Annotated in this window: 17 protein-coding genes; 11 read left to right on the top strand and 6 right to left on the bottom strand. The window is 73.4% G+C overall.

What is annotated here, in order from left to right:
* Positions 1-55: 55 nt before the first annotated feature.
* Entirely contained in the window at positions 56-1,333 is a 1,278-nt protein-coding gene (locus AB0A74_RS25460; protein ID WP_358253155.1) for a histidine kinase, read from the top strand.
* Positions 1,330-1,992, top strand: a complete 663-nt coding sequence (locus AB0A74_RS25455) for a response regulator transcription factor (protein ID WP_358253153.1) — start codon at positions 1,330-1,332, stop codon at positions 1,990-1,992. Before AB0A74_RS25460 ends, AB0A74_RS25455 begins: the two co-directional genes overlap by 4 nt.
* An 18-nt stretch (positions 1,993-2,010) precedes the next feature.
* Here the strand turns inward: AB0A74_RS25455 and AB0A74_RS25450 are convergent, their stop codons facing one another.
* Complete coding sequence (locus AB0A74_RS25450; RefSeq protein ID WP_358253151.1) at positions 2,011-3,258, bottom strand: hypothetical protein; 1,248 nt, start codon at positions 3,256-3,258, stop codon at positions 2,011-2,013.
* 177 nt (positions 3,259-3,435) lie between these two features.
* On the opposite strand from AB0A74_RS25450, the gene AB0A74_RS25445 reads away from it, so the two are divergent.
* The 6 genes from AB0A74_RS25445 (at position 3,436) to AB0A74_RS25420 (ending at position 8,824) form a co-directional block, all read left to right on the top strand.
* Entirely contained in the window at positions 3,436-4,215 is a 780-nt protein-coding gene (locus AB0A74_RS25445; RefSeq protein WP_358253149.1) for an alpha/beta fold hydrolase, read from the top strand.
* Between the two features lie 28 nt (positions 4,216-4,243).
* On the top strand, positions 4,244-5,371 hold the full coding sequence (locus AB0A74_RS25440; RefSeq protein ID WP_358253148.1) for an acyltransferase: 1,128 nt from the start codon (positions 4,244-4,246) through the stop codon (positions 5,369-5,371).
* 107 nt (positions 5,372-5,478) lie between these two features.
* Positions 5,479-6,342 carry an ATP phosphoribosyltransferase gene (gene hisG / locus AB0A74_RS25435; RefSeq protein WP_358253146.1) on the top strand — a complete coding sequence of 288 codons (864 nt, stop codon included), beginning with the start codon at positions 5,479-5,481 and terminating at the stop codon, positions 6,340-6,342.
* Positions 6,343-6,469: 127 nt separating this feature from the next.
* Positions 6,470-7,018 carry an NAD(P)H-dependent oxidoreductase gene (locus AB0A74_RS25430; RefSeq protein ID WP_358253144.1) on the top strand — a complete coding sequence of 183 codons (549 nt, stop codon included), beginning with the start codon at positions 6,470-6,472 and terminating at the stop codon, positions 7,016-7,018.
* Between the two features lie 13 nt (positions 7,019-7,031).
* A complete protein-coding gene (locus AB0A74_RS25425) occupies positions 7,032-7,982 on the top strand; it encodes an ATP-binding cassette domain-containing protein (RefSeq protein ID WP_358253142.1) in 951 nt (316 codons plus the stop codon).
* A gap of 50 nt (positions 7,983-8,032) precedes the next feature.
* The gene (locus AB0A74_RS25420) at positions 8,033-8,824 is read left to right on the top strand and encodes an ABC transporter permease (RefSeq protein WP_358253179.1); all 792 of its coding nucleotides are present in this window, start codon (positions 8,033-8,035) and stop codon (positions 8,822-8,824) included.
* 114 nt (positions 8,825-8,938) lie between these two features.
* Here AB0A74_RS25420 and AB0A74_RS25415 read toward each other — a convergent pair whose 3' ends face one another.
* The 3 genes from AB0A74_RS25415 to AB0A74_RS25405 form a co-directional block, all read right to left on the bottom strand.
* Entirely contained in the window at positions 8,939-9,913 is a 975-nt protein-coding gene (locus AB0A74_RS25415) for a 2OG-Fe(II) oxygenase family protein (protein WP_358253141.1), read from the bottom strand.
* A 68-nt stretch (positions 9,914-9,981) separates the two neighbouring features.
* Positions 9,982-12,900: an AAA family ATPase gene (locus AB0A74_RS25410; RefSeq protein ID WP_358253140.1), complete on the bottom strand. Its 2,919-nt coding sequence runs from the start codon at positions 12,898-12,900 to the stop codon at positions 9,982-9,984.
* 41 nt (positions 12,901-12,941) lie between these two features.
* Entirely contained in the window at positions 12,942-13,529 is a 588-nt protein-coding gene (locus tag AB0A74_RS25405; protein WP_358253139.1) for a TetR family transcriptional regulator, read from the bottom strand.
* A 79-nt stretch (positions 13,530-13,608) separates the two neighbouring features.
* Between AB0A74_RS25405 and AB0A74_RS25400 the strand changes: the two genes are divergently transcribed.
* The gene (locus tag AB0A74_RS25400; RefSeq protein ID WP_358253138.1) at positions 13,609-14,490 is read left to right on the top strand and encodes an SDR family NAD(P)-dependent oxidoreductase; all 882 of its coding nucleotides are present in this window, start codon (positions 13,609-13,611) and stop codon (positions 14,488-14,490) included.
* The gene (locus AB0A74_RS25395; protein WP_358253137.1) at positions 14,483-15,121 is read left to right on the top strand and encodes a class I SAM-dependent methyltransferase; all 639 of its coding nucleotides are present in this window, start codon (positions 14,483-14,485) and stop codon (positions 15,119-15,121) included. The genes AB0A74_RS25400 and AB0A74_RS25395 overlap by 8 nt, the downstream gene beginning before the upstream one ends.
* 330 nt (positions 15,122-15,451) lie before the next feature.
* Here AB0A74_RS25395 and AB0A74_RS25390 read toward each other — a convergent pair whose 3' ends face one another.
* Together AB0A74_RS25390 and AB0A74_RS25385 are read right to left on the bottom strand one after the other, a co-directional pair.
* Positions 15,452-17,533, bottom strand: coding sequence for an EAL domain-containing protein (locus AB0A74_RS25390; RefSeq protein WP_358253135.1), 2,082 nt, complete (start codon positions 17,531-17,533; stop codon positions 15,452-15,454).
* Between the two features lies 1 nt (position 17,534).
* Positions 17,535-18,353, bottom strand: a complete 819-nt coding sequence (locus tag AB0A74_RS25385; RefSeq protein WP_358253134.1) for an SAM-dependent methyltransferase — start codon at positions 18,351-18,353, stop codon at positions 17,535-17,537.
* A gap of 155 nt (positions 18,354-18,508) precedes the next feature.
* Here AB0A74_RS25385 and AB0A74_RS25380 point away from each other — a divergent pair, with 155 nt between their 5' ends.
* Entirely contained in the window at positions 18,509-19,834 is a 1,326-nt protein-coding gene (locus AB0A74_RS25380; RefSeq protein WP_358253132.1) for a cytochrome P450, read from the top strand.
* The last annotated feature ends 10 nt before the right edge of the window (positions 19,835-19,844 follow it).

The raw sequence follows: 19,844 nt of genomic DNA, 5'->3' as shown, positions 1-19,844 counted from the left end.
GCGGGGAGACCTCCGGAGGGGTGTCGTGGCGGGGCGCGTCGGACAGAATGGGCCGGTGATCGACCGACTGCGCGCGTGGGCGGCCCTGGTGGCGCGCCCCACCGGACCGCTGCCGCGGCCCGGTCGCCGCAGCCTGGTCTTCGACGTCGCGGTGGCGCTGGTGCTGTGCGCGGCCTCGCTGGACTTCGCGCTGAACATCACCGACTTCGACGCGCCGGTCGGGCTGTTCCCACCCGGTCCGATGGCGCCCCCGGCGCCGCCGCCGGACGTGGTGGTGCGCGTCGGCGAGCCGCCGTCGGCGTACGCGGGCTCGGAGGTCAGCGCGGTGCTCGTGGCGCTGGTCGCGTCGCTGGCGCTGGTGCTGCGCCGCCGGTACCCGCTGGCCGTGCTGTGGGTGGTCGTCGCCGTCGGCCTGCTGGTGCCGGACGCGCCGCGGCTGACGTTCTACGCGTGCGTCATCGCCGCCTACACCGCCGCCGCGTACAGCCCGTACCGGGTGGCGACCCTGGCGTCCCTGCCGCTGGCGGTGCTCGCGGTGTGGCTGCCCGAGCACCCGGTCCTGCCGACCGTGCCCAACGAGTACGTGCCGCTGCTGGTGGTCGTGCCGCTGGTGCTGGCCGCCAACGGGCTGCGCACGTGGAAGCTGCGCGCCGACGAGCGCCGCACCCGCCTGTCGGTCATGGAGCGCGAACAGCGCGACGCGTTGCGCCGGGCCGTCGAGCAGGAACGCGCCCGCATCGCCCGTGAGCTGCACGACGTGGTGACGCACAACGTGAGCGTGATGGTCATCCAGACCGGCGCGGCCCGCAAGGTCATGGGCTCCGCGCCCGACCAGGCCCGCGACGCGCTGCTGGCGGTCGAGGCGGCGGGCCGCTCGGCGATGGCCGAGCTGCGGCACGTGATGGGCCTGCTCACCCCGGACGGCCCGGCCGCCGACGACCTCGCGCCGCAGCCCGGCATCGACCGCCTGGACGACCTGGTCGGCCGGATGCGCGGCGCGGGCATGCCGGTGGGCCTGACGGTGGCCGGCGACCCGCGCCCGGTGCCCAGCGGGGTGGGGCTGGCCGCGTACCGGGTGGTGCAGGAGGCGTTGACCAACACCGTGAAGCACGCGTCGGGCGCGTCGGCGACGGTCACCGTCGAGTACACGCCCGAGCACCTGTCCGTGGAGGTCGCCGACACCGGCGGCAAGCCCACCGGCGCGGCCGGCAGCGGGCGCGGCCTGATCGGGCTGCGCGAACGGCTGTCGGTCTACGGCGGCACCCTGCACACCGGTCCGCGCCCGACCGGCGGCTACCGGGTGCGGGCCCTGATCCCGCTGGAGGGGACGTGACGCGGGTCGTGGTCGCCGACGACCAGGTCCTGGTGCGCACCGGTTTCCGGATGATCCTGTCCGCCGACGGCATCGACGTGGTGGCCGAGGCGGCGGACGGGGAGCAGGCCGTGGCGGCGGTCCGGCGCACCCGGCCCGACGTGGTGCTGATGGACATCCGCATGCCCGAGCTGGACGGCCTGGAGGCCACCCGCCGCATCCTCGCCGGCCGGCCCGACGAGCCGCGCGTGATCATGCTGACGACGTTCGACCTGGACCACTACGTGTACGCGGCGCTGGCGGCCGGGGCGAGCGGGTTCCTGCTCAAGGACGTGACGCCCGAGCACCTGGTGTCGGCGGTGCGCCTGGTCCGCACCGGGGACGCGCTGCTCGCGCCGACCATCACCCGCCGGCTGGTGGAGCGGTTCGCGCACCGGGACGACGCGGGGACCCCGGCGGTCCACCGCGACCTGGCCGCGCTGACGCCGCGCGAGCTGGAGGTGCTGGGGATGTTGGCGCGCGGGTTGAGCAACGCGGAGCTGGCGGGCCGGCTGCACCTGTCGGAGGCGACGGTGAAGACCCACATCGCGCGCATCCTGGCCAAGCTGGGGCTGCGCGACCGGGTGCAGGCGGTGATCGCGGCCTACGAGACGGGCCTGGTCACCCCGGGCGGGTCGTGAGGGGGCGTCCCGGGGCGGTCATGCCCGGCGGGTCGTGAGGGCGGCGAGGACTTCGTCGTGGGCGCGGGTTTCGGGCAGCGCCAGGACCGGGGACTCGCGGGACAGCGCCGGCAGGTCGCCGACCAGCACCAGCTGCTCGGCCGCCCGCGTGGCCGCCAGCGCCGCGCCGGTGCGGCGGAGGTCCGCCCGGTCGCGGGTGAAGCCGTAGAGGACCACCTGCCGGTCGCCGCCGCGGAAGTCCTCCGCGCCGACGTTGCGCCCGACCCGCGCGTGCGGCCCGACGATCGCCACGATCCGCGCGGTCACCTCCTCCGCCTGCGCGGCGTACGGGACGACCACCGCCCAGTCGCGCCCGGTCGCCTCGTAGTGCGCGGCGAGCCGGGCGAGCAGGTTCGCCTCGACCGGGTTGTAGAAGCCGGGCCGGCCGCGGTCGCGCCGCCGCGCGGGACGTTCCCGCCGCCGCCGTTCCGGCAGGCCGGAGGTGTCGACGAACGCGAGCGGACCGGCGAACACGTCGTCGCGGCGCGCGGGCCGGGCCACCGCCGCCGGGTCCCCGCCGAGCAGGCGGGCGCAGAACTCGGCGATCTCGGGCGGGGCCGTCCGCCGGCGGCCCAACCGCACGACGTTGCGGTCCGGCAGCCGCGCGGCCAGCTCGGCGGGCACTCCGCCGTCGCCCAGCAGCACCGCCCGATCGACGTTGACCAGCCGGGCCACCAGGTCCGGCAGGCCGAGGCGGTGAGCGTCGTCCACAGTGGACACACCGTGGCCGGTCAAGGCGCGCGCCAGCCGGGTCTTCCCGCTGCCCGGCTCGCCGAGCACCACCAGCAGGTCGGGGACGGCCACCCCGCGGCGGAACGCTTCCCGCTGGTCCGCGTCGAGTCCGGCGGGAGCGTCCGGGGCCGGCGTGAACGACGCGACCCGGCCTTCGGACAGCGGCGCCAGGAGCCGGTGCCCGCGCAGGGCGGCCAACGCCGCGCGCTGCGCCGCGAACGACGCGACGGCGGGCTCCAGCACCCCGGTCCGCGGCGGCCGCACGGGCTCCTCGAACCGGACCACCACCGTCCGCGCGTCCACCCGCGTGACCAGCCCGCGCACACCGCCCAGCCGCACCGCCGTGCCGACCTCGGGCAACGCGGTGCCGGTCACCACGAACCGGTCGTCGGCCAGCCGGTACGGGTACCGCGGCTCGACACGGGCGGCGGCCACGGCGGCGCGCTCGTCCGCCTCGATCGCGCGGGCGATCCGGTCCAGGAAGCCAGTGTTCACGGCACTCACCGCCAATCGGCGAAACAGGGTAGTGGGCGGCGCGCGGGCGGTCCCGGTCGAGGCCGCAACCCGAAGCCGGCTCACCAAAGCCGGCACATCGGGGCCGGCCCGCCGGAGCCGGCTCACCGAATCCGGCGCATCGCGGCCGGTCCGCCGGAGCCGGTTCATCATGGAGCGGTGCGCAGGCGGGTGTTGATCCGGTTCGCGGTGGCCGTCACCATCGTGGCCGTGGTGCTCGGCGGTCTGTTCGCGTTCCAGCGCAAGCTCGTCTACCTGCCGACCGGCGGGCCGCTGCCGGCCGCGGGCGACGTCCTGCCCGGCGGCCGGGACGTCACCCTCACCACCTCCGACGGCCTGGACCTGACCGCCTGGCACTTCCCGGTCGCCGGCGCGCGGGCCACCGTGCTGGTCGCCCCGGGCAACGCGGGCAACCGGTCCCTGCGCGTCCCGCTGGCCCGCGCCCTGACCGCGCGCGGGCTGTCCGTGCTGCTGGTGGACTACCGGGGTTACGGCGGCAACCCCGGCTCGCCGACCGAGGAGGGCCTGGCGCGCGACATCCGCGCCGCCCGCGCGTTCCTGACCGGCCGGGTCGTGTACTTCGGCGAGAGCCTCGGGTCGGCGGTGGTGGCGGAGTTGGCGACCGAGCACCCGCCCGCCGGCCTGGTGCTGCGCTCGCCGTTCACCGCGCTGGCCGACGTGGGCCGCGTGCACTACCCGTTCCTGCCGGTGCGGTGGCTGCTGCTGGACCGGTTCCCGACCCGCGAGCACGTCTCCGCGACCACCGCGCCGGTGACCGTCGTCTACGGCGGCGCCGACACGGTCGTGCCGCCGGAGCAGAGCCGGGCCGTCGCCGAGGCCGCCCGCGCGCGGACCGTCGAGGTGCCCGGAGCCGACCACAACGACCGCGTCCTGCTGGACGGGCCGGAACTGGTCGAAGCCCTCACGGCCATCGCCTGAGTGGGCGCTCCGGCGTTACCTTTGACCGATGACCGCGCAGGTGGGACAGCGGTCGCGACTGGCCGCGGTGGACAACCTGAAGGTGCTGCTCGTCGCCTGGGTGATCGGCGGGCACGCGCTGCTCGGGTACTCCGCCGTGGGCGGGTGGCCCTACGACGAGGTCAACGAGGTCACCTTCGCGCCCCGCGTGGAAGCCGTGCTGGCGGCGGTCCTCGGACCGTCGGGACTGTTCCTGATGGGCACCTTCTACCTGCTGTCCGGGCTGTTCACGCCCGGCTCGCTGGCCCGCAAGGGCCGGGCCCGGTTCGCGCGGGAACGCTTGGTGCGCCTGGGGATCCCGTGGGTGGCGTCGGCGCTGCTGGTGTGGCCGCTGTCGCTGTGGGTGGCCTACCGGGCGGCCGGGCACGACGTGTCGCCGTGGTGGGTCTTCACCCACCGCGACCCGCTGCTGGACTCCGGCTCGCTGTGGTTCGTGGCGATCCTCCTGCTGTTCTCCCTGGTCTACGCGGCGGTCGGGCGGCCCTCGGACACGCCCTCGACGCTGACCACCGGGCACCTGGTCGCGGTGACGGCGGGGGTGGCGGTGTCCACATTCGCCGTGCGGCTGTGGGTGCCGGCGCGCAGCGGCCAGGTCGGGGACCTGCACGTGTGGTGGTGGCCGCAACTGGTCGCCCTGTTCGGGCTGGGCATCGCCGGCGCGCGGGCCGGGTTGGCGGCGCACGTGCCGGAGCGGATGTGGCGGACCTGCCGGGTGGTGGCGTTCGCGGCGATCGCGTCCGTGCCGGTGGTGGCGGTCGCGGCCGGGGTGTCGGACCTGTCCGGGCAGTCCGGGCCGTTCCTGGGCGGGTGGCGGTGGGAGGCGCTGGTGCTCGCGGTCGTGGAGTCGGTGCTGGTGGTCGGCGGCTCGGTGTGGCTGCTCGGGCTGGCGCAGCGGCGGCTCACCGGCGGCGGCGCGCTCGCGGGCGCGTTGGCGCGGTCGGCGTTCGCGGCGTTCGTCGTGCAGGGGCCGGTGCTGGTGCTGCTGGCCGTGGCTGCCCGACCGGTTCCGCTGCCGGCGGAGGGCAAGGCGTTCGCGGTCGCGGCGGCGGCGATCGCGGCATCGTTCGCACTGGGCCGGCTGCTCACCGCGCACACCCGTTTGGGGCGTCTTTTCTGACGCTTTGCCGGCGTGTCGCGAATGGTGTGATTTCCATTCATTTCTCATTGCGTGGAACCCCGGCCCCAGGTCAGGGCGGTGCACGGCGGTGTGGGAGACTGCGGGCCATGGCTCCTCTTCGCTTCGCCCTGCCCAACAAGGGCTCCCTGAGTGCTCCCGCGGCGCAAATGCTGGCCGAGGCGGGGTACCGGGTCCATCGGTCGGGGCGCGAGCTGATCGTGGCCGACCCGGCGAATGATGTGCAGTTCTTTTTCCTGCGCCCGCGCGACATCGCGGTCTACGTCGGCGAGGGGTCGCTCGACGTCGGCATCACCGGCCGGGACCTGTTGCTGGACTCCAGCGTGTCGGCCAAGGAGATCCTGCCGCTCGGGTTCGGCAAGGCGTCGTTCTACTTCGCGTCCAAGCCCGGCGGGATCAGCGACCAGGCGGGCCTGGAGGGCAAGCGGATCGCCACCAGCTACCCGAACCTGGTCGAGGAGTACCTGTCCGAGCAGGGCATCAAGGCCAAGCTGGTGCGCTTGGACGGGGCCGTGGAGACGGCGGTCGAGCTGGGCGTGGCCGACGCCATCGCGGACGTGGTGGAGACCGGCATCACGCTGAAGACCTCCGGCCTGGAGACGTTCGGCAAGCCGATCCTGAAGTCCGAGGCCGTGCTGATCCAGGGCGACACCGTGGCGGAGACGCCGGGCGCCGTGCGCTCGGTGGAGATCCTGCACCGGCGGCTGCAGGGCGTGCTGATCGCGCGGCGGTACGTGATCCTGGACTTCGACTGCCCGGTGTCGGCGCAGGAGGAGGCGTTCAAGCTGGTGCCGGGCATCGAGTCGCCGACCGTGTCGCCGTTGGCGCGGGAGGGCTGGGTGGCCGTGCGCTCGCTCGTGCCGCGGGACGACGCGCCGTTCATCATGGACCAGCTGTGGCAGGTCGGGGCGCGGGCGATCCTGGTCAGCTCGTTGGACACCTGCCGGATCTGACCCCTTTCGGTCTTCGGGCCCCGCGCCGGTCGGCGCGGGGCCCTTTTGCGTTCTCGCGTGGTCTCGCGGTCCGCTAGATGGCGTCTGGCACCCCGTCTAGCGCCTCCTGGGTGAGAGGAGGTGGCGGATGCAGCCGGTGCGGATCGCCGTGGTCGTCGGCAGCACGCGGGAAGGGCGGGTCGGGGACGCCTTCGCGCGGTGGGTCGCCGAGGTGGCCGGGGGACGGGGCGACTGCGCGGTCGACGTGCTCGACCTCGCGGAGTTCGACTTCCCGGCGCACTACCCGCGGCAGCCGACCGCCGAGGTGCGGCGCTTCGCCGAGCGGATCGGGCGGGCCGACGGGTTCGTCGTCGTCACGCCCGAGTACAACCGCAGCTTCCCCGCCTCCCTCAAGCAGGCGATCGACTTCGCCTACGACGAGTGGCACGCCAAGCCCGCCGGGTTCGTCTCCTACGGCTACCGGTCGGCCGGGCTGCACGCCGTCGAGCAACTGCGCTCGGTTTTCACCGAATTGCACGTCATGACAGTGCGCAACACCGTCGGCATCGACCTGGGCGACGCCGACCCGATGGACACGGAGGCCCGCAGGCTCGCCGCGGCGGCCATGCTCGACCAGCTCGTCTGGTGGGCGTGCGCCCTGCGGGAGGCCCGTGGCCTGCGGCCTTACGTCACATGAGAGGGGACACCACGTGAACGCGATCGAGACAGCGGGACTGGTGAAGGTCTTCGGCGACACCCGCGCGGTGGACGGCGTCGACCTCACCGTGCCCGCCGGGACCGTGTACGGCCTGCTCGGCCCCAACGGCGCGGGCAAGACCACCACCGTCCGGATGCTCGCCACCCTGCTGCGGCCCGACGACGGCGAGGCGAGGATCTTCGGGCACGACGTCCGGGCCGATCCGGACGAGGTGCGCTCGCTGGTCAGCCTGACCGGCCAGTACGCGTCGGTGGACGAGGACCTGACCGGCACGGAGAACCTGGTCCTGCTCAGCCGCCTGCTGGGCCACTCCCGCCGGCACGCCAAGGACCGCGCCGCCCAACTGCTGGCCGCGTTCGGCCTCACCGACGCCGCCGCCAAGCAGGTCAAGCACTACTCCGGCGGCATGCGGCGGCGCCTGGACATCGCCGCCAGCATCCTCAACACCCCGAAGCTGCTGTTCCTGGACGAGCCCACCACGGGCCTGGACCCGCGCAGCCGCAACCAGGTGTGGGACATCGTCCGCGCGGTCGTCGCGCACGGCACCACCGTGCTGCTGACCACGCAGTACCTGGACGAGGCCGACCAGCTCGCCTCCCGCATCGCGGTGATCGACCACGGCAAGGTCATCGCCGAGGGCACCAAGGGCGAGCTGAAGGCGTCCGTCGGCGTGGGCGCGGTGCACCTGCGGCTGCGCGACGCCGACCAGCGGCCCACCGCGCGGGCCCTGCTGGCCCGCGTGCTGGACGCCGACGTGCTGCTGGACGCCGACCCGGTCGCCCTGACCGCGCGGCTGTCCGGTCGGGCCACCGAGCAGGCCGCCGAGGCCTTGGCCCAGCTCGCCCGTGAGGGCATCACGGTGGACGACTTCTCCCTGGGTCAGCCCAGCCTCGACGAGGTGTTCCTGGCCCTGACCGACAAGAAGAAGGAGGTTGCGGCGTGACCGTCACCAAGGAGCCCGAGGCCGCCCTGTCCGCGCCCCGGCCGCAGGACTTGGCCGAGCTGCTGCTGGAGTCCTCCACGCCGCGCCGGCCCAGCGCGTTGTCCGCGTCGCTGACCTTCGGGTGGCGGGCGGTGCTGAAGATCAAGCACGTGCCGGAGCAGCTGTTCGACGTCACCGCGTTCCCGGTGATGATGATCCTGATGTTCACCTACCTGTTCGGCGGCGCGCTGGCCGGGTCGCCGGGGGAGTACATCCAGTACCTGCTGCCGGGCATCACGGTCACGAGCGTCGTGATGATCACGATGTACACCGGTGTCGCGGTGAACACGGACATCGGCAAGGGCGTGTTCGACCGGTTCCGCACGCTGCCGATCTGGCGGCCCGCCCCGATGGTGGGCTACATCCTGGGTGACCTGCTGCGCTACGCGCTGGCGTCGTTGGTGATCCTGGTCGTCGGGTTGGTGATCGGGTTCCGGCCGGACGGCGGGTTCGTGGGCGTGGTGCTGGGGATCGCGGTGCTGATCGGGTTCTCGTTCGCGTTCTCGTGGGTGTGGACGATGTTCGGGCTGATGATGCGCAGCGAGAAGTCCGTGATGGGCGTGAGCATGCTGTTCCTGTTCCCGCTCACGTTCCTGTCCAACGTTTATGTCAGTCCGACGACGATGCCCGGGTGGTTGCAGGCGTTCGTCAACGTCAACCCGATCACGAAGTTGGTCGAGGCGGTGCGGGCGTTGATGGCGGGGCAGTTCGACGGGGACGCGATGATGTGGACCGGCGGGTATGCCGCCTTGTTCACCATTGTGTTCGGCGCCTGGACCATGCGGCTCTACAACCGCAAGTAAAAACGGGCGCAGGCCCTGGGGGTGGAAGGGCGTCGGTTCGTTCCCGCAAGTCGGGCGAACCGACGCCCTTCCCCGTGCTGATAGCCCGATCAAAAGCGTCTGCGGCGCGTGTGGTCAGGCCGGCAGTTCGGGGGCGAAGGTCTGGCGCATCTTGTGGGAGAACCACTCGCCGACGGTGACGCGGTCGAATTCCGCGTCCTCGGTGGTTGGGTGGATCGGCTCGATCGACGTGTCGTGGTTGGGCAGGTGGAAGAACGGGATCGAGATCCGGGACCTGATGCCGCCCCGTTCCGGGTTGACGACCCGGTGCACGGTGGAGGCCCAACGGCCGCCGGTCCAGAAGGCCATCAGGTCGCCGATGTTGACCACGAAGCTGCCGGGGACCGCCGGCAGGTCGCGCCATTCGCCGGTGTCGGTGAGCACCTGGAGGCCGCCCAGGCCGTCCTCCTGGTAGAGGATCGTCAGGGTGCCCCAGTCGGTGTGCGACTCGCGGCGGATCCGGCCCGACGGCGGCACGGCCGGTTGCGGGTAGTAGAAGTTGGCCAGCAGCAGGGACACGTGCCGGTCGAACTTCTCGTCGAAGAACGTCTCCGGCAGGTCCAGGGCCAGTGCGAACAGGCGCATGACGTCCTCGGACAGGGAGGTCATGGCGGCCATGTACTCGTGCCAGGTCTCCTTGAACGCCGCGGGGGTGTCGGGCCAGATGTTGGCGACTTTCCACGTCGCCGGGTAGGTGCCCAGCGCGGCTCGCTCGTCTTCGGGCAGGTCGCCGGTGACGTGGGCCGCGAAGGCTTCGTAGAGGCCCGGTGGCGTGTCCGCCGTGCCGAGGAAGCGGCGCAGGCCCGAGACGCCCGCCACGCTCGCGGACTTGTCCTTCTCCGTTTCCGGCAGGGTGAAGTAGGTGTTGGTGACGTGGTGCATGCGGTCCACCAGGTCTTGGGGGACGCCGTGGCCCACGATCGTGAAGAAGCCCGAGCGCCGGCAGGACTTCCCGATGGCCTCGGCGATCCGCCGGCGGCCCCCGGGGGTGGTGCGGGTCGACAGGTCGATGACCGGTACAAAATCGTCGACCGCTGATTTTTCGCTCATTTATTCCTCCCTGCGAGGAATGTTAGGAGCGCTCGGTCATCGGTCGGTCGCGTTTCGCCGGCGTGCGGCTAGAGGCGGAACCGCGCTGGCCCGGAGTACGTGCACGTGCTGCCGGTGGAAACGTGTTCACGCAGGTGCGCCGCCAATTCCGGGTGGCGTTCGGCCAATTTGCGCAGGGTGTCGCGGATGCGCGCGGTGACCGTTTTGCGGGCTCGTTCCGCCTCGTCGCCCAGGCGGCGGGTGCGGCCCGCCAGGCCCGCGGCGGCGCGGAGTTCGTCCAGGAGGGCGGCGCGCTCGCGGTCCAACTCGGCCGCGCGGGCGTCGGTGGGGGCGTTGTCGATCTCGTCGTCCAACCGGGCCAGGCGGCGGCGGTAGGCGGCCTTGGCCTCCTCGTCCAGGACCGGGTCGCCGCCCAGGCGCGCGGACGGCGCCGCCTCCGGGTCCAGCAGGCTCACCGCCGGGACGGGAGACCCGGCGTTGCCGAGCAGCACGTGCAGGTCGCGCAGGCCCTTGGAGTCCGGCATGCGAACGGTGGAACCGTTGTAGGACAACGACCACACGTCACCGTCGCGGCGGAACTCGTTGGCGGGCGCGGCGTGCTCGCCGGTGGCGGCCTCCAGGTGGCGGCGCACCTCCTCCGCCCACGGCCGGGCGTGCATGGCCTCCGCCGAGCGCAGCGCGGCGGTCAACTCCGCCACGGCCTCGGCGCAGCGGCCCAGGGCGAGGTCGACCAGGCCCAGCCAGAGGTCCACCGGGCCGCTGAGGTCGCAGCCGTACAGGCCCACCAGCCACTGGCCGCGGTGCGGGGCGAGCTGGTCGCGGATCTCCGCCGCCAGCGCCCGGTCGCCCGCGGCGTAGGCGAAGTGCGCGCGGAAGCGTTGCCACAGCGGCTCGAACAGCCAGTGGAACCGCAGGTCGTCGGGGTCGTAGCCGGCCAGCAGGACGCGCGCGGTGGCCAGGTCGCCGCGCTGCACGGCGGCGATCCCGCGCAGCAGCCCGGGGTAGGGGTGCCCGCCCAGGTCCAGCTCGTCCAGCTCGGCGAACCGGCCCTGGGCCAGCAGCAACGCCCAGCGCAGGTGGGCGTGCATCATCGAGTAGCCGCTGTGCTCGTGGGCCACGCCCAGCGTCTCCGCTTGGGCCATCAGCGCCTCGGCCTCGGTGAAGCGGCCCTGGAAGGTGGCGATGATGCTCTGGTCCACCGCCGAGGCGAACGTGAAGCGCGGCAGCGCCCACCGGTCGGACTGCGCGACGAAGGTCTGCAACTGCTCGCGGTAGCGCGGGTCGCCCAGTTCCAGCAGCGCCACCCAGCGCAGGGACGCCGCGTAGCTCTCGGCGCTGTGGTCGGCGGTGCGGCGGGCGACGTCGGCCAGCTCCGCGGTCAGCGCCAGCCGCTTGTGCGCGGTGCCCAGGCCCCACGCGATGTCGTGCGCGGCCCACAGCCCGTCGGCCAGGGCGTCGTCGTCCCGGCCGGACCGGGCGAGGTCGGCGACCTTCACGCTCAACACCCGGGCCAGCACGTCCTCGGGCTCGTCCGGCGGCGGGCCGATCAGGCCGGCGTAGGCGTCGCGCAGCAGCTCGCGGGTCTCGTCGTCGTGCGCGGCGAACCGGATGCGGGTCAACGCCACCCGGGCCAGCGCGACCGGGTCGTCCAGCGTGCGGGCCAGGTCCACGGCGGCGGCGAACGCCTTCGCGGACTCCTCGGGCGCGCCGCAGTGGAACAGCTCGTGGCCCAGGTCCAGTTCCAGCTTCATCCGCAGCCGGGGGTCGGCGGCCCGGTCCAGGGCGCGCCGGTAGTGCCCGATGGCCTCCTCCACGGCGAGCCGGCCGCTCGCGTCCCGCGCGGCGGCCACCATCACGTCCACGGCGCGCTCGGCGGGCAGCCGGTCGCCCGCGAGGTGGGCGTGCCGGGCCAGGTCGGTGGGCAGGACGTGGTCCGCCAGGTCGCCGGTGACCGCGTCGAGCACGGCGGCGTGCCGGACGTCCTTGTCCGCCACCGAGTCGTAGAGGGTCTCGCGGACCAGGTCGTGCGCGAAGGCGAACCGCCCGCCGCCCAGCGCCCGCACCAGCCGGGCCTGCGCGGCCTGGTCGAGCAGGCGGTCCGCGTGCGGCACGGGCAGCCCGGCGGTCGCGGCCAGCACCCGCCGGTGGAACTCGCGGCCCAGCACGGCGGCGGCGGTGAGCAGCTCGCCGACCTGTGGCGGCAGCAGCGAGAGCCTGCGCTCCAACGCGTCCCGCACACCCGGCGCGATCGCGGTGACCGGGTTGCCGCCCTGCCACAGCCGCGCGGTCTGCTCGACGTAGAACGGGTTCCCGCCGGTGCGCTGGTGCACGGCGGCGACCAGGTCGGCGTCGGGCGCGCGGCCCGCGGTGGCGGCCATCAGCTCGCCCACCTCGGCCTCCGTCAGCCCGGTGAGGGTGACCGCGGTGGCGCGGCTGATCAGCGGGGTCACCAGCGGGCGCAACGGGTGCCCGTCGGCCTCCACCTCGACGTCGCGGTAGGTGCCGACCAGCAGGACCCGTTCGAACCAGGTGTGCTGCGCGGCGAACTCCAGCAGCTTCAGCGACGCCGGGTCGGCCCAGTGCAGGTCCTCCAGCACGACCACCACCGGCCGCCGCTGCGACACCGCGACCAGTGCCGAGGCCACCGCGTCGTAGAGCGGGAAGCTCTCCGGGGTGTGCTCGGCCGACCCCTCGCCCAGCAGCGCCGACAACCGGGGGTGCCACTCGTCGCCGGTCGCGACCCGGCGCAGTGCCCGGACCACCTGCACCCACGGCCAGTAGCCGGGCGCGGTGTCGGAGTCCCAGCACGATCCCGCGAGCACCAGCGCGCCTTGCCGGCGGGCCTGGTCGGCGGCGCCGGTCACCAGGGTGGTCTTGCCGATGCCCGCCTCGCCGGCGACCAGGACCAGCCCGCCGTGGCTGTGCGCGGCGCGTTCGACCTCCGCGCGCAGCACGCCACTGGGGTGGTCCCGTCCGATGAGTCGCATGACAGCACGAACCTAGTCCACCCGGGTGGTCGCGCACGCCGTTATCGGCGCGACAAGCCGATCAGCTGTTCGAACGCGTCCTCCAGCGCGGCGGGCAGGGCGGCCGGGTCGGCGCCGGCGACGTGCCGGGCGGTGCGGTAGCAGGCGAGGGCGAGCTGGGGCGCGAGGGTGGCGGCCGGTTCGGGGGTGCCCTTGGCGCGCAGGTTCTCGCTCATCGCCTCGACCAGGCGCTGGTACTTGCGCGTGGCGCGGTCGGCGAGCTCGGGGTTGGCCGCCAGCAGGCGTTCGTGCTGGAGGAAGTGGTCGGCGTCGGCGGTCATCTCGCGGACCAGGGCGACGGTGAACGCGCGGGTCTGGTCGAGCGCGGTCGGCAGGTCGTGGGCGGGCGGGAGCGCGCGGTGCCGGGCGACCCAGTCGTCCATGAGCGCCTGCTCCTCGGAGAAGACGACCTCCTGCTTGTCGCCGAAGTAGCGGAAGAACGTCGTGCGCCCAACCTCGGCGCGTTCGGCGATGTCGGCCACCGTCACGTCGGCGAACCCGCGTTCGGCGAACAGCTCGAAGGCGGCGGCGACGATCTGGTCGCGGGCGCGCTGCCGCTTGCGCTGGCGCAACGGGGGTCGGATCGACATGGGGTGAGCATAGCGGTCCTGGGACTTCGTCCGTTATGGTACTGAGTATCAGTTAGGACTACGTACCGGGAGGTGCCCGATGGGCACGACGTTGATGACCGGCGCGACCAGGGGCCTGGGCCGTTACGCCGCTGCCCACCTGTTGCGGTCTTCGGAGCACTTGGTGGTGTTCGCGCGGGGCGAGGTGCCGTTGGCGGGGCCGAACCTGACGGTGATCCCGTGCGACTTGACGTCGTTCGCCGACATCCGGCGGGCGTGCGAGGAGTTCGCGCGCCTGGACCTGCCGCCGTTGACCGGGTTCGTGGGCAACGCGGGCGTGCAGCACACGTCCACTTCGGACCGGACGGTCGACGGGTTCGAGCGGACCTTCGGGGTGAACGTGCTGGCCCACCACCTGATGTTGCGGCTGTTGATGGACCGGTTCGGCGCGGGGTCGCGGGTCCTGGTGGTCGGCAGTGACGTCCACTTCGGCACGTGGCGGCACGGGTTCGGGGCGATCCCGCCGCCGCGGTGGGACGACGTGCGCGAGCTGGCGGCTCCGCGTCCCGGCGGGGCACGGGAGGGGCGGCGTGCTTACGCGACAAGCAAGTTGGGGGTGATCTACCTGGTGCACGCCTTGCAGCGCCGCCTGCCCGAGGGGGTGGACGCGTACACGTACAACCCGGGATTCGTGCCGGGGACGGGGTTGATCCGCGACGCCCACCCCGTGGGCCGGGCGGTGGTGGCGTCGATCGGGCAGGTGCTGCGGCTGACGCCCAAGGCGATGGGGCAGCAGCGGGCGGGACGGATCCTGGCCGAGACGATGGCGGGGGCGCGGCCGGGGGAGGGCGGGGCGTACATCGACCGGGGGCGGGTGGTGCCGTCGTCGGCGGAGTCGTACGACGTGGAGCGGGAGGAGGAGTTGTGGCGGGTGGCGGACGAGCTGTGCGGGGTGGCGGGCTACCGTGCCGATCATGGGTGAGTGGTTGGCCGACACGGCGGCTTCGTACGACACGGTCGCGGGCAGTTATGCGGAATTCGTGCGGGATGCGCTTGAGCGGGAGCAGTACCTGCGTGCGGCGTTGACGGTGTTCGCCGACGCGGTGCGGGGTGCGGGCGGCGGGCCGGTGGCGGACGTGGGGTGCGGGCCCGGTCAGGTCACGGCTCGCCTGAGGGGGTTGGGGGTGGACGCGTTCGGCATCGACCTGTCGCCGGGGATGGTCGAGCTGGCCCGGCGGGAGCATCCCGGGGTGCGGTTCGAGGTCGGGTCGATGACGGCGCTGGAGCTGCCGGCGGAGTCGGTGGTCGGGGTGCTGGCGTGGTGGTCGTTGATCCATGTGCCGGACGAGGAGGTGCCGGTGGCGTTGGGTGAGTTCCGGCGGGTGGTGCGGCCGGGCGGGGTGGTGCAGCTGGGGTTCCACGTGGGGGACGTGTCGCGGCTGAAGACCGAGGGGTACGGCGGGCACCCGATGAAGGTGCACGTCCACCGGCGGCAGCCGGAGAAGGTGGCCGGGTGGCTGCGGGAGGCCGGCTTCACGCTGGACGCGCAGTGGCTGATGCAACCGGACGCGGAAGTGCCACAGGCGATCCTCTTCGCCCGTCGGGAAGCCTGACTTGTCCCGCGTTGAGGGGTGAGCTTGTCTCGCGCTTGGTCTCCACCCCCCACCCCCTCCCAGGCCGCCCCGCGAAGCCCCAACCGCCCCGCCTTCGGTGGCCCGGCTTCGCCGGTGCCGCGCCTTCGGTGGCCCGCCTTCGCCGGTGCCGCGGGGCGCGAAGCGCCCTTCGCGCGCCCCGCGCGTGGCTTGTGCGAGGTGGCCTGGAAGGGGTGGGCGGGTGGATGCCCAACGCGAGATGCCGAATCCGGGTCAGCCGCCCCGAGCCGAGCACGCGACCGACCGGCATTCACCGCGGCTCGGCGACGGCCTCCGGCGGCCGGTCGGCGCTCACAACCGGTCGGTGATGGCTTCTGGTGGGCCGGCCGGGGCGAACAGCGGGCCCGAGGCTGTTTCCGCGCCGGCCTCCCGCCACCACCGTGCCTGCACCGGCGTCGTCACGTCGGCCACCGACACCGCGATCCCCGCCGACCGCACGACCTCCAGCAGCTGCGCCAACGCCCGCGCCACCAACGGCGCCGGCTGGTCGGTCAACGGGCGGCACACCCGCACCGCGCGGGCCGGGAAACCCGCCACCGCCACCAGGTCCGCCGGCGCGGCCGTGAAGCCGTCCACCTCCACCGCCACGCCCATGTCCGCCAGGATGCGCAGGTTGTCCGCCGCCTCCCCGTCGGCCAGCACCACCTCCGCCGGCGCGCCCAACCACAGCGACCCGGCCGCCAAACCCGTGTCCCGCAACGCTTCCCGCACCGACCCCACCAGCTCCGGGTCGGCCGCCTGCCGCGCGGTCAACGACACCCGCGCCGGTGCGGACCACTCCGCCGCCTGCGCGCACGCCGCCCGCAGCAGCCACGTCCCCAGCGGCACCACCAGGCCCGTGTCCTCGGCCAGCGCCAAGCACTGCCCGTGCGGCACGACGCCCAGGCGCGGGTGGTCCCAGCGCAGCAGCGCCTCGCCGGCCACCACGCGCTCGTCGGCCAGGCGCACCAACGGCTGGTAGCGCACCGCCAGCTCGCCCATCTCCCACGCGCCCGCCAGGGTCGCCGCCAGGCTGAACACCCGGCGGTCGCGGGTGTCCTGGGCCGGGTCGGCCAGTTCCCACTGCCGGCGGCCGTTGCCCTTGGCCCGGCGCAGGGTCAGGTCCGCCGAGTCGAGCAGGTCGTGCGGTGACGCGTCGCGGGGTGGGCGGTGGACCACGCCGATCGTCGCCGAGCACGCGACCAGCTCGCCGCGCACCGCGAACGGTTCGGACAGCCGGTCGTTGATCCGCCGCACCATCGTCACCACGTCCGGGGTCGTGGCCGAGTTGCGCACCAGCACCGCGAACTCGTCGAACCCGAACCGCGCCACCATCGCGTCCTCGTCGGCCACGACCTGCTCCAGCCGTTCGCCCACGACCTTGAGCAGGTGGTCGCCCACCGGCCGCCCCAAGCCGCCGGTCACCAGCGAGAAGCCGTCCAGGTCCAGGTGGTAGACGGTGACGCCGTGCGCCGGGTCGGCGTCGCGCAGCGCCTGCTCCAGCCGGCTGGTGAAGTACTGGCGGTTGGGCAGCCTGGTCAGCACGTCGTGCAGCGACTGGTGGTTGAGCTGGCCCTGCAGCAGGTTGACGTCGGTGGCGTCCTCGGCCAGCACCACGACCTGGTTGCCGCCCTCCTGGCGGCGCAGCGGGGACAGCGTGAGCGCCACCCACGCCAACTCGCCGTCGGCGCGCAGCAGGCGGTGCGGCTGGGTGACCGAGGTCGTGCCGCCCGCCGCCAGGCGCGTGAAGTCCGCCCGCAGCGCCTCCCGCTCGTCCTCGTGCACCAGGTCGAACAGGGGCGCGCCGGTCAGCTCCGCCACCGGCCGGTCGACGATGCGGCCCAGCGCCCCGTTGACCTTGACCAGCTCGCCGGACAGGTCGGCGGTCGCGACCCCGGTGGACGTGCCGTTCTCCAGCAGGTCGCAGCGGGACTGGCTGAGCTGCAGGTCCACCTGCGCCTGCCGCATCGCCCGGTACAGCGAGCGGCCCAGCTGCTCCTGCTGCTCCAGCGTGGAGGTCTTCACCCGCTGCGCGAACCCGGCCGCCAGCGCGGCGATCACGTCCACGACCCGGTCGCGGGCCTTGTCCCCGTCGGCGCTGGGCGGCATCGCCAGCAGGCCCTTGGCGACGACCTCGACGGTGCACTGGAGGCCCTCGGGGCCGGTGCAGTTGAGGTCCACCAGCGCCGCGCCGACCTCGTGCCCGACCTTCTGCGCCAGGGCGTCGTTGCCCGCCGCCACCCACAGCCGTTCGACCAGGCCGAGCAGGTGCCGTTCCAGCTCGGGGGTGCTCAGCGGGATGAACGTCCGCGCGCTGAGCAGGTAGGCCCACTTCCTCGCGAGCTTCGCCCGGGCCCGCGGTCCGGCCGCGTCCTGGGGGAGCGCAGCGGTCATGTCAGGCGGCTCCCGCCCGGGGTTTGCGGCCGACGCCGACGTAGACCTGGGTGTTGTCGTCGGGGTCGTCGGAGATGTCGCCCATGCCGTCGGGCCGCCACAGGGCGACGCCGACCACGCCCGGCTCCACCAGGTCGAAGCCGGTGAACAGCTCGGTGACCTCGGCGTGCGTGCGGTAGACGAGGTTGTCCTGGGAGTTGTTGCGCCGCACGGTGGCCGCGGCCTCCCGCATGGTGTCCACGCGGCGGTCCGCGGTGGCGTGCGAGATCACCAGGGCGCTGCCGGGCGCGAGCCGGTCGCGGTAGCGGCCCAGGTAGCCGACCGGGTCCTCCGAGTGCGGCGAGAAGTGCAGCACCAGCAGCATGAGCACGGCGATCGGGCGGTCGAAGTCCAGCAGCCCCACCACCTCCGGGCGGGACAGGACGTCCTCCGGCTCGCGCATGTCGGCCTGCACGACGGTGGCGCGGTCGGTGCCGGCGAGGAGGAGCCGGCTGTGCGCGACCGCGACCGGGTCCTTGTCGACGTAGACGACCTTCGCGGCGGGCGCGATCTCGTGGACGTTGCCGACGGTCGGGATGCCGGAGCCGATGTCGAGGAACTGGTCGACGCCTTCGGCCACCAGATGGGTGACCGCCCGGCGGAGGAACGCGCGGTTGATCCGCACCAGTCTTCGCGCGCCGGGGAGGACTTTCAGCATTTCGTCACCCATTCGGCGGTCCACCGCGAGGTTGTGCGCGCCGCCGAGCAGGTAGTCGTACGTGCGCGCCACGCTCGGGACGTTGATGTCGATGCCGTCGGGCACCCAGTCGAGATCGGTCATGGCGCACTCCCGTTCGGTTGCGTGACCACAACATCCAACCGTCTGCGCAACACAGAAGCCAGCCGATCCAACAACTTAACTCGAATGCGCGATCCCCAGGGCCTCCGAACGGCGCATAGAGTGCTCGCGGTCAATCACCGGCTGGAGGCCATGCGATGACCACCGGAACCCGAAAACGTGAGGCACCCACAGTTCCCGGACGATTACCCCTGATCGGTCACACCCCCGCCATGCTGCGACAACGGCTCGCGTTCACCGCGAGATTGCGGTCCCACGGCGATCTCGTGCGGGTGTGGCTCGGACCGCTGCCGGTCCACTTCGCGACCACCCCGGAATTGGTCCATCAGGTGCTTTCCGGCCCCGGCGAGAAGTTCGGCAAGGGCCTGCTGGTCGACAAACTGCGCCGCGCGTTCGGGAACGGCCTGGTCAGCACCGACGGCGAATTCCACCGCCGACAACGTCGGATGATCCAACCCGCGTTGCGCCAACCCGCGCTGGAACGCCACGCGGCGGTGATGACCGAATCCGCCGCCGTTCTGGTCGATTCCTGGCGACCTGGACAACTGCTCCGGTTCGACCGGGTCATGCAGGACTTCACCATCGGCGTCGTCGGCCGGACGCTGTTCTCCACCGATTTCGACCCGCGCGTCAGCGCCGAGATCCGCCGGCACACGGCGACCATGATCCGGCTGGGCGTGGTCCGCGCGCTCGCGCCGGCCTGGCTGGCCCTCCCGGTCAACCGCCGGTTCGACGACGCCGTCGCGCACGTCCACCGGGTCGTGGACGACATCGTCGCCCACCGCCGCACCGACCGCGCCGACCTGCTGTCCACCCTGGTCGAGGCGCGCGACGAGCACGGCCTGCCGATGAACGCCCGCCAGGTGCGCGACGAGGTGGTGACCCTGCTGGTCGCGGGCAGCGAGACCACCGGCGTGGCGCTGTCCTGGCTGTTCCACGAGCTGGCCGCGAACCCCGACGTGGCCGACCGCGTGCACGCCGAGGTGGACGAGGTGGTGGGGCGGCGGCCCGCGACCCTGGCCGACGTGCCGGAGCTGCGCTACACGCGGCGGGTGATCGCCGAGGTGCTGCGCAAGTACACGCTGTGGATCATGACGCGCCGCACCGGCGCCGACGTGACGCTGGGCGGCGTGGACCTCCCGGCCGGCGCGGACGTCGCGTTCAGCCCGCACGCCCTGCACCACGACCCGCTCTCGCACCCCGCGCCCGAGCGCTTCGACCCCGACCGCTGGCTGCCCGACCGCGCCGCCCTGGTGCCGCGCGGCGCGTACGTGCCGTTCGCGGGCGGCCTGCACCACTGCCCGGGCCACCAGTTCGCGCAGTACGAACTGGCCATCGCCACCGCGACCATCGCGGCCCGGTGGCGGCTGGTCCCGGTGCCCGGCACACCCGTGCGCCCCAAGGTCGTCGGCCTGATGTACCCCGACCGACTGCCGATGACCGCCGTTCCCCGTTCTCACTAGGAGGTCGTTC

This window comes from Saccharothrix sp. NPDC042600 (genome assembly GCF_040647305.1).
GTDB classification, from domain to species: Bacteria; Actinomycetota; Actinomycetes; order Mycobacteriales; family Pseudonocardiaceae; genus Actinosynnema; species Actinosynnema mutabilis.
This window is presented reverse-complemented; position numbering and strand designations above follow the sequence as displayed.

Coding starts and splice junctions, on each gene's coding strand:
- AB0A74_RS25440 (WP_358253148.1), top strand. CDS start 4,244: ATGACCGCGCAGGTGGGACAGCGGTCGCGACTGGCCGCGGTGGACAAC.
- hisG (WP_358253146.1), top strand. CDS start 5,479: ATGGCTCCTCTTCGCTTCGCCCTGCCCAACAAGGGCTCCCTGAGTGCT.
- AB0A74_RS25430 (WP_358253144.1), top strand. CDS start 6,470: ATGCAGCCGGTGCGGATCGCCGTGGTCGTCGGCAGCACGCGGGAAGGG.
- AB0A74_RS25415 (WP_358253141.1), bottom strand. CDS start 9,913: ATGAGCGAAAAATCAGCGGTCGACGATTTTGTACCGGTCATCGACCTG.
- AB0A74_RS25410 (WP_358253140.1), bottom strand. CDS start 12,900: ATGCGACTCATCGGACGGGACCACCCCAGTGGCGTGCTGCGCGCGGAG.
- AB0A74_RS25405 (WP_358253139.1), bottom strand. CDS start 13,529: ATGTCGATCCGACCCCCGTTGCGCCAGCGCAAGCGGCAGCGCGCCCGC.
- AB0A74_RS25400 (WP_358253138.1), top strand. CDS start 13,609: ATGGGCACGACGTTGATGACCGGCGCGACCAGGGGCCTGGGCCGTTAC.
- AB0A74_RS25395 (WP_358253137.1), top strand. CDS start 14,483: ATGGGTGAGTGGTTGGCCGACACGGCGGCTTCGTACGACACGGTCGCG.
- AB0A74_RS25390 (WP_358253135.1), bottom strand. CDS start 17,533: ATGACCGCTGCGCTCCCCCAGGACGCGGCCGGACCGCGGGCCCGGGCG.
- AB0A74_RS25385 (WP_358253134.1), bottom strand. CDS start 18,353: ATGACCGATCTCGACTGGGTGCCCGACGGCATCGACATCAACGTCCCG.
- AB0A74_RS25380 (WP_358253132.1), top strand. CDS start 18,509: ATGACCACCGGAACCCGAAAACGTGAGGCACCCACAGTTCCCGGACGA.